Origin of the sequence: Campylobacter concisus (assembly GCF_902460895.1) — a bacterium.
Taxonomy (GTDB): Bacteria; Campylobacterota; Campylobacteria; order Campylobacterales; family Campylobacteraceae; genus Campylobacter_A; species Campylobacter_A concisus_BC.
Window position 1 is genome coordinate 235,500 of the sequence record NZ_CABPVL010000001.1, and the last position, 9,649, is coordinate 245,148.

At 43.2% G+C, this 9,649-nt stretch carries 1 protein-coding gene, 2 tRNA genes and 3 rRNA genes; all 6 read right to left on the reverse strand.

Annotation, left to right across the window (positions count from 1 at the left end):
• Positions 1 to 68: 68 nt before the first annotated feature.
• Positions 69 to 187, reverse strand: a 5S ribosomal RNA gene (gene rrf / locus F3G98_RS01170).
• 133 nt (positions 188 to 320) lie between these two features.
• Positions 321 to 3,225, reverse strand: a 23S ribosomal RNA gene (locus F3G98_RS01175).
• 324 nt (positions 3,226 to 3,549) lie between these two features.
• A tRNA-Ala gene (locus F3G98_RS01180) sits at positions 3,550 to 3,625 on the reverse strand.
• Between the two features lie 12 nt (positions 3,626 to 3,637).
• A tRNA-Ile gene (locus F3G98_RS01185) sits at positions 3,638 to 3,714 on the reverse strand.
• A gap of 94 nt (positions 3,715 to 3,808) precedes the next feature.
• A 16S ribosomal RNA gene (locus F3G98_RS01190) occupies positions 3,809 to 5,319 on the reverse strand.
• Together the 16S, 23S and 5S rRNA genes with 2 tRNA genes alongside form the textbook arrangement of a ribosomal RNA operon.
• A 388-nt stretch (positions 5,320 to 5,707) precedes the next feature.
• A partial coding sequence (locus tag F3G98_RS01195; RefSeq protein WP_149725637.1) for an Ig-like domain-containing protein occupies positions 5,708 to 9,649 on the reverse strand: 3,942 nt, incomplete at its 5' end.

Sequence of the window (9,649 nt, forward strand, 5' to 3'; positions counted from 1 at the left end):
TAAACAGAAATAAACACTAATAAAAACTAGGATTAAATAATATAAGAATTAAAGCAGATTAACAACAAAGCCCGCAACGACCTACTTTTCCAACATCCCAGTAAGGGAGAGTATCATCAGCCAGGACGAGCTTAGCTTCTTGGTTCGAGATGGAGCAAGGCGTTTCCTCGTCTGTATAGTCACGGGCAGTGTTAAATAAAAGATATACTAGATAAATCTCTTATTTAACACTACAAGATAAAGTTAAAAGTCATAAACAAAGTTTTATAAAAACATATCTTATTAAGTTTTTATCCTTAACAAGGAAGTGATGCTTATTAAAAGATAAGCAGACGAGCTATTAGTACTGGTCAGCTAAAGGACTTTCATCCATTACACACCCAGCCTATCAAACACATAGTCTATATGAGCTCTTAAAAGAAGATTCATCTTGGAGTTGGCTTCCTGCTTAGATGCTTTCAGCAGTTATCACATCCCAACATAGCTACCGAGCGGTGCCCTTGGCAGGACAACTCGTACACCAGTGGTTGGTTCGACCCGGTCCTCTCGTACTAGGGTCAACTCTCCTCAATCTTCTTGCGCCCACGGCAGATAGGGACCGAACTGTCTCACGACGTTCTGAACCCAGCTCGCGTACCGCTTTAAATGGCGAACAGCCATACCCTTGGGACCTGCTCCAGCCCCAGGATGCGATGAGCCGACATCGAGGTGCCAAACCTCCCCGTCGATGTGAGCTCTTGGGGGAGATCAGCCTGTTATCCCCGGGGTACCTTTTATCCTTTGAGCGATGGCCCTTCCACACAGAACCACCGGATCACTAAGACCGACTTTCGTCTCTGCTTGACGTGTATGTCTCGCAGTTAAGCTGGCTTATGCCTTTATACTCTACGAACGATTTCCAACCGTTCTGAGCCAACCTTTGTAAGCCTCCGTTACATTTTGGGAGGCGACCGCCCCAGTCAAACTACCCACCAGACATTGTCCTACTTGAGGATAACTCAAGCTAGTTAGCTATCAGAATAAAAAAGAGCGGTATCTCAACAATGGCTCACCATAAACTGGCGTCTATGGATCAAAGCCTCCCGCCTATCCTGCACATTTTTATCCCAATAGCAGTGTCAAGCTGTAGTAAAGGTCCACGGGGTCTTTCCGTCTTGCCGCGGGTAGGAGGAATTTTCACCTCCACTACAATTTCACTGGATCCCTCTTCGAGACAGCTCCCATCTCGTTACGCCATTCATGCAGGTCGATATTTAATCGACAAGGAATTTCGCTACCTTAGGACCGTTATAGTTACGGCCGCCGTTTACTCGGGCTTCGATCAAACGCTTCGCAGAGCTAACGTCATCAATTAACCTTCGAGCACCGGGCAGGCGTCACACCCTATACATCCTCTTACGAGTTAGCAGAGTGCTGTGTTTTTGGTAAACAGTCGGGAGGGACTCTTTGTTGTAACCTTCAATGCTTACGGAGTAAATCCTTCACAAAGTTAGGCACACCTTATACCGAAGATACGGTGCTATTTTGCAGAGTTCCTTGAAGAGAGTTCTTCCACGCGCCTTAGAATACTCATCCCACCCACCTGTGTCGGTTTACGGTACGGGCAACTATAACTAAACTTAGAAACTTTTCTTGGCTCGACAGTATCAAGGATTTACGATTCATTCCGAAGAACTTCACGCACCTGTAAGGCCTCGGCTTAAAGGAGCTCGGATTTGCCTGAACTCCAACCTGCACCTTTCGACCAGCACTACCATCCGCTGGCTCCTCTAACTCTAAGCGTCCTTCCATCGCACATTATAGTTGGCATTGGAATATTAACCAATTTTCCATCGCATACCCCTTTCGGACTTTGCTTAGGACCCGGCTAACCCTACGATGACGAGCATCGCGTAGGAAACCTTGGGTTTACGGCGTTGGGGATTCTCACCCCAATTATCGCTACTCATGCCTGCATGCTCACTTGTATTCGCTCCAGCACTCCTTACCGGTATACCTTCAATGCAAATACAACGCTCTCCTACCACTTAGTAAAACTAAGTCTAAAGCTTCGGTACTCATTTTAGCCCCGTTATATTTTCCGCGCAGAATCACTAGACCAGTGAGCTATTACGCTTTCTTTAAAGGATGGCTGCTTCTAAGCCAACCTCCTGGTTGTTTAAGTAACTCCACATCGTTTTCCACTTAAATGAGATTTAGGGACCTTAGCTGTTAGTCTGGGTTGTTCCCCTCTCGACGACGGATTTTATCACTCGCCGCCTGACTGCCATGATTACACACTAGGTATTCGGAGTTTGATAGGGTTTGGTACATTGGTGTATGCCCTAGCCCATTCAGTGCTCTACCCCCTAGTATTACTACATGACGCTATACCTAAATATATTTCGGAGAGAACCAGCTATCACGATGTTTGATTGGCCTTTCACCCCTATCCACAAGTCATCCCATAGCTTTTCAACGCTAGCGGGTTCGGTCCTCCACCGGCTCTTACACCGGTTTCAACCTGCTCATGGATAGATCACATCGTTTCGGGTCTGCAACGTCTGACTAAACGCCCTATTAAGACTCGCTTTCGCTACGGCTCCGGGTTTCCTTAACCTCGCCAGACATCACAACTCGCAGGCTCATTATGCAAAAGGCAGTCCATCACCCTGATAAATCATAGGGCTCTGAATGATTGTAAGCAAATGGTTTCAGGTTCTATTTCACTCTGATCACCTCAGTTCTTTTCACCTTTCCCTCACGGTACTTGTGCACTATCGGTCTAGTAGTAGTATTTAGGGTTGGATAGTGGTCTACCCAGCTTCAGACAGAATATCACGTGTTCCGCCCTACTCAGGATACTGCTAAGTAAAACAAAGCTTTCATATACGGGGGTATCACCCTCTACGCCCAACCTTTCCAGGTTGTTCTATTAGCTAAGTTTAGTCTATATTGCAGTCCTACAACCCCACTAGTAAACTAGTGGTTTGCCCTCTTACGCGTTCGCTCGCCGCTACTAGCGTAATCTCTTTTGATTTCTTTTCCTGAGGGTACTAAGATGTTTCAATTCCCCTCGTTCGCTCCGTTATACGGTAACTAATATCTCTATTAGTTGGGTTGCCCCATTCAGAAATTCCCGGATCAAAGCCCCTTGACGGCTCCCCGAGACTTATCGCAGCCTGGCACGTCTTTCATCGCCTCTACTAGCCAAGGCATCCACCACTTGCTCTTTGTAGCTTACCTTTTCTATATTAGATTATTCTAATTCGCATCACTTCCTTGTTAAAGATAACTTTATGTTACTACATTTAAATTCTAGCTCTCAAGACGGAAAGCATTGACTACTATTTAGATAAGTTTTAAATCCTAAATAGATTGTGATGTCAAACTTTTGCATTAAATGCAAAGATGATAGAAATTTAAATCTTTAACAAGTCCTGTAAAATTGTTTTTAAAACTTGCTTGTGACTATTAACAATATTAATTAAAAGAACATTTAGACAAAAGTCTAATTAGAAAGTTTAAATTAAGCTCTCTAATTAGACTTAATGCTGTTAAACTATTTCATGGTGGAGAATAGCGGGATCGAACCGCTGACCTCCTGCGTGCAAAGCAGGCGCTCTCCCAGCTGAGCTAATTCCCCAATTAAATTCTCTGGTGGGCCTAACAAGACTTGAACTTGTGACCTCACCCTTATCAGGGGTGCACTCTAACCAGCTGAGCTATAGGCCCCTATAGGTCTATCAATCTTTCAAAACTAAACAAGGATGATTGAGAATATCTTTCTTATAGATATCTTGTGAGAGAATATCTATATGTACTCTAGAAAGGAGGTGATCCAACCGCAGGTTCTCCTACGGTTACCTTGTTACGACTTCACCCCAGTCGCTGATTCCACTGTGGACGGTAACTAATTTAGTATTCCGGCTTCGAGTGAAATCAACTCCCATGGTGTGACGGGCGGTGAGTACAAGACCCGGGAACGTATTCACCGTAGCATGGCTGATCTACGATTACTAGCGATTCCGGCTTCATGGAGTCGAGTTGCAGACTCCAATCCGAACTGGGACATATTTTATAGATTTGCTCCATCTCGCGATATTGCTTCTCATTGTATATGCCATTGTAGCACGTGTGTCGCCCCGGACATAAGGGCCATGATGACTTGACGTCGTCCACACCTTCCTCCTCCTTACGAAGGCAGTCTCATTAGAGTGCTCAGCCGAACTGTTAGCAACTAATGACGTGGGTTGCGCTCGTTGCGGGACTTAACCCAACATCTCACGACACGAGCTGACGACAGCCGTGCAGCACCTGTCTTAACATTTCTGCAAGCAGACACTCTTCTATCTCTAGATGATTTGTTAGATATCAAGTCCGGGTAAGGTTCTTCGCGTATCTTCGAATTAAACCACATGCTCCACCGCTTGTGCGGGTCCCCGTCTATTCCTTTGAGTTTTAATCTTGCGACCGTACTCCCCAGGCGGTATACTTAATCCGTTAGGTGCATTACTGCCAAGACTAGCTTAGCAACAACTAGTATACATCGTTTAGGGCGTGGACTACCAGGGTATCTAATCCTGTTTGCTCCCCACGCTTTCACGCATTAGCGTCAGTTGAGTTCCAGCAGATCGCCTTCGCAATGGGTATTCCTGGTGATCTCTACGGATTTTACCCCTACACCACCAATTCCATCTGCCTCTCCCTCACTCTAGATTATCAGTTTCCCAAGCAGTTCTATGGTTAAGCCATAGGATTTCACAAGAGACTTGATAATCCGCCTACGCGTCCTTTACGCCCAGTGATTCCGAGTAACGCTTGCACCCTCCGTATTACCGCGGCTGCTGGCACGGAGTTAGCCGGTGCTTATTCGTTAGGTACCGTCATTATTCTTCCCTAACAAAAGGAGTTTACGCTCCGAAAAGTGTCATCCTCCACGCGGCGTTGCTGCTTCAGGGTTTCCCCCATTGAGCAATATTCCCTACTGCTGCCTCCCGTAGGAGTCTGGACCGTGTCTCAGTTCCAGTGTGACTGATCATCCTCTCAGACCAGTTATGCGTCATAGCCTTGGTGAGCCATTACCTCACCAACTAGCTGATACAATATAGCCTCATCCTACACCGAAAAACTTTCCCTATCTAACTTATGTAAGACAGGAGTATAGAGTATTAGCAGTCGTTTCCAACTGTTGTCCTCTAGTGTAGGGCAGATTAGCTATACATTACTCACCCGTGCGCCACTAACTCATAAGAGCAAGCTCTTACTTGTCCGTTCGACTTGCATGTATTAGGCACGCCGCCAGCGTTCACTCTGAGCCAGGATCAAACTCTCCATATTAATTACCTATCTAATAGATAGGATTTTTATTATGAAGTTTTTAATCAAAAAAACTTTTAGTTTTTATATTAGTTTGTCTAATCTATTATTTAATCATAATAGACTGGCTCAATCGATCACTTGTTTAGATTTCAAAGATTGACTAATAGTTTAACAATTGTAAGTTAAAAGAACAACGATAAGAAAAAGGCTTTATTAACGTTGAAGTTAAAGGTGGTTTCTCGTTTCGTGAGCTGGAATTATATATGAGGGATGCTTAAAGATAGTTGAAATAATTGCAAAATATTTTACAAATTTAAATTTTATTTCTGATACATAAATTTGGAGAGCTTCCTTGCTCTCCGTTTGATTTAACGCCACCACTTTAATAGCAAATTTACATCTATGATTACATAGGCTGTGTTACTTCGTCCTTGATCTCAACAGTAACAGTTGTTCCGCTAGTATCATTTGTATATGCGGTATAGCCGTCAGTTGATGCACCCTTTTGCCAGCCAGCATCTTTAAATTCTACCTTGTCTCCAGCATCAGCTGTTATTTTTAGCGTATTATCACTATCTGTTAAGCTTATGACATCACTTAGTTTTACGCTTAAAGTAGTATTTTGGCTCTTATTAGAGATATTAAGCTCCTCAAAGTTATGTGCATGATCTGCGATGCTATCTAAATTTATAGATGTTCCTGGATTAGTGATAGCTAATTTGTCATAACCAGTGCCACCATCTATATCATTGCCTTGCATATCTGACTTTGCAATCGTTAATGAGTCATCGCCTGCGCCTAGCTTTATATTAGAGTAGTGGATATAGTTACCAACTTTGATGGTGTCGTTTCCACTTCCAGTTTCTACAGTACTATGATCTATATTTGTTCCAACCGTTAATGTATTGTTGCCATCACCTAAATTTACATTAGAGCGATTTGTTATATATCCATCGACTTTGACGTTGTCATAACCATCTCCAGCGATTACTGATGCTCTATCGATATTTGTCTCTACTTTTAAGATATTATCTCCATCGCCTAAATTTAGTTTTGAGTCTTCTACCATGTCACCCCAAACACCGCCACTCTTATGCACCGTTACTATATCGTCACCATCGCCTAGTTTCACATCTGCTCTATGAGTGAATGTTTTAACATCTAGCTCTACTGCTTTACCTTGTGCTTCGATATTAACAGCGCTTGCGCTTTTTGGATTGTCATCAAGTAACAAGCCTGTTCTATTTGTGCCATAAATAGCGCTAGCATTTATATGAGTAGGTGCATCACTAAAGTCAAAGACTATCTCATCTTTGCCTGTTGATCCTTTGTTACCAGCAGCGTCTGTTAGATATGCCCAAGCTTCAAAAACTTTACCATCAGAGTCCTTGCCAAAAGGAATATGTTCCCATGTTCCTTGAATCATATTTTGTTTTACAAAGCCCACATAGCCTTTTGCTATATCTTCAGCTTTTATAGTATAAGTTAGCTCACCAGTAGCACCTGGTCCACCCCACATATAGTGCATAACGTCACCAACTTTAACCGTACCATCGTTTGGAAGATATGCTTTCCAAGCTATACGTCCTGCGTGCTCAGGATTTAAATTCTCACTCCAGCTAAATTTACCATCATTGTTGAGATCATCTATCCATTCGACTTTTAAATTTGTCACTTTCGTATCAACAGTTATGGTTACTGGGGCAGCCTCGGCTGTGTTGCCAGCTTTGTCAGTAGTTTTTACCTTAAGCTCATGCTCGCCGTCGCTAAGTGGAGTGCTCACTTCAAATTTCCAAGAACCATCAGCTTTTGCCTCTACTTGACCGATCTTGTTTGTACCATCAAAGATCTCTACAGTTGAGCCAGCCTCTGCCTTGCCTGATAGAGTTGGTGTGTTATCGTTTGTTAGGCCTTTTAGTGTTTTGCCATCGACTGTCACATCATTGCCCTTAACATTACCATTTACAACGCCACCTGCAACATCATCTGTAACGCTATCAAATGTAACCTTAGTGCCTGTATCTACTGTTATAGTAGCTGGGTCAGAGGCCTTGATCGCATTTGAAGCTGGAGATGAAGCTGTGATACTATGAGCACCTTCACCAAGTGGAGTGGCCGGAGTGATAGACCAGTTGCCAAATTTATCAGTTGTTGTGCTACCTATCTTAGTCGTGCCATCATATAGCTCCACTACTGAGTTAGGGTCCGCCTTGCCGTTAAATGTCGGAGTACTGTCGTTTGTTAGCCCTTTTTTAGTTACGCCATTTACTACTACGTCATTATCTTTGATATTGCCGTGATCTACACCACCTGCAACATCATCGATCACCTCTGTGATAGTGACAACATTTACGTTCGCTAAGAATGCAAAACTTAAATTGCTTCCACTATCGTTACCATTTAGATTAAGGTGGTCTGTGATAGTAGCATCAACACCAGTTGCATGGACATAATCTGACTTCAAAACGCCATTTTCATACATATTATATAGTGGCACGCCAGTTATTTCGATAGCGTTGTTATTTAGCGCTGGGATGCCTGCATGTGTGACATTGCCAGCTGCATCGACCTCGTCAAAAGTCACGGTGCCGTCAGCCGCTTTGTGAATGATAAATGCCTTAACAAATGTTGGCTCTGGGTTATTTGCTGGGTATTGTTTTACACCAGTGTCAGCATAAATTTTGTTATAGTCAGTTACAGCAACTGTTAGTTTGTCGCCGTCCGAGAACACTTTTGGCAATGTTATGCGAGCTGTAGTGTGGCTGATATCACCGTCTTTTATAGCGTCAGCTACGCTTATGCCAGCATTTAGTGCGCCTGAGCCACTTCCTGAAACACTTGGATTATAAACTTTGTTGCCTTCTATAAATTCAACCTTCGGAGCCTCCATGCTATCTCTAAATATCCAAGTATCTCCACTAGATTTATCTGCATGGTCATCACCTTTTATACTCACTTCTATACCACGTGAGTGCGTAAGATTATAGGTAGTTGTTGGCATATCGTGGATATCTATACCAAATTTCTCGCCAGCACCATTTGTAGATGTAAGACCAGCTTTTATAGGTGTCTTATCAGTCTCTGAAGTGATCTGATCAACCGTCATAGAGCCATCAGCTGCTTTATGAACTAAGAAATACTTATAAGCAGTCGTATCTGTGCCACCTGTTACAGCTAAAGATGCAGCACTAGGTCCATATCCATATTTTACAGTTACGACATCGCCGTCTTGAACATTCTCAGGTAGTGAGATGCGTGCTGTGGTGTGGTTGATATCACCATCTAGCATAGCTGTATTTCTATTTTGATTTGTTATTTGATCTGATTTTTCATTTAGAACATTGCCATGCTCATCAAGCTCAACAAATTTAACTTCAGCCTTGCCAACATTTTCAAATTTAACACTTGAAGTAGCTTTAAGGGTTGTGCCTTCTAGCTCAGCTGTGATACTTGCGGCATTTCCACGAACTGTTTGATAGTGGTTATAGTCATAGCTAACCTTTATGCCATTATCGCCGTCAAATACATTGTTGCCTTTTGTATCTATAACGCTTGTAACGTTGCCACTAGCATCTTTATGAACTGTGTAATAGTCATTTATACCAGTGCCTACGACATGGATCTTGCTGCCATCCTTTGCAAGGTTTGGTATGCTGATGGTTGCAGTAGCTTTTGCGCCATCCTCAGCATAGTTCTCACCTCTTGTGATAGTGCCGTTACCATCTGCATCATCATTAAATTTGATAGTAAATTTATCTGGAGCAGTAGTCTCGCCTGTGGCTGTGTTGCCAGCGCCATCAGTAGCCTTTGCAGTCACTGGAGTGTTGTCTTTTGTCGCATCGTCGCTGATAGTGACCTTACCACTATGCGGATCAAGCTTGAAAGCACCTGTTGGAGCTGTCGTCTTACCAGGAGTGCTATCTACGACCCAGCCAGCACTTGGGTTTTTGACCACGGTTATAGTTTGCGTGTTGCCACCATTATCTGTATATGAAATTTCAACCTTAGTTGCGTCATTGTCGTGAGGCACCACATCAACTGTGCCGTCAGCCTTTGGAGTGAGATCTACTTGCGGCGGTACAACGTCTGATACTGGAGTAGTAACTGGTGTACCATTGCCTGCATCATCTTTTGGAGTAACTTTTACCTCAGTACCTGGTTTTAGTGGTTCATTATTTGGTGTAGGAACACTAAATGTACCATCAGAATTTACTGGAACTGTAACTGGGGTATGACCAGGAATTTCAACAATTACAGTGGTATTTGGATCTGGGTTTGGAACCTTACCAGTTACTACTGTTGAAGTGTTGTTAATTGGATCTAGAGTTACTGTTGGGATAGTTACGTC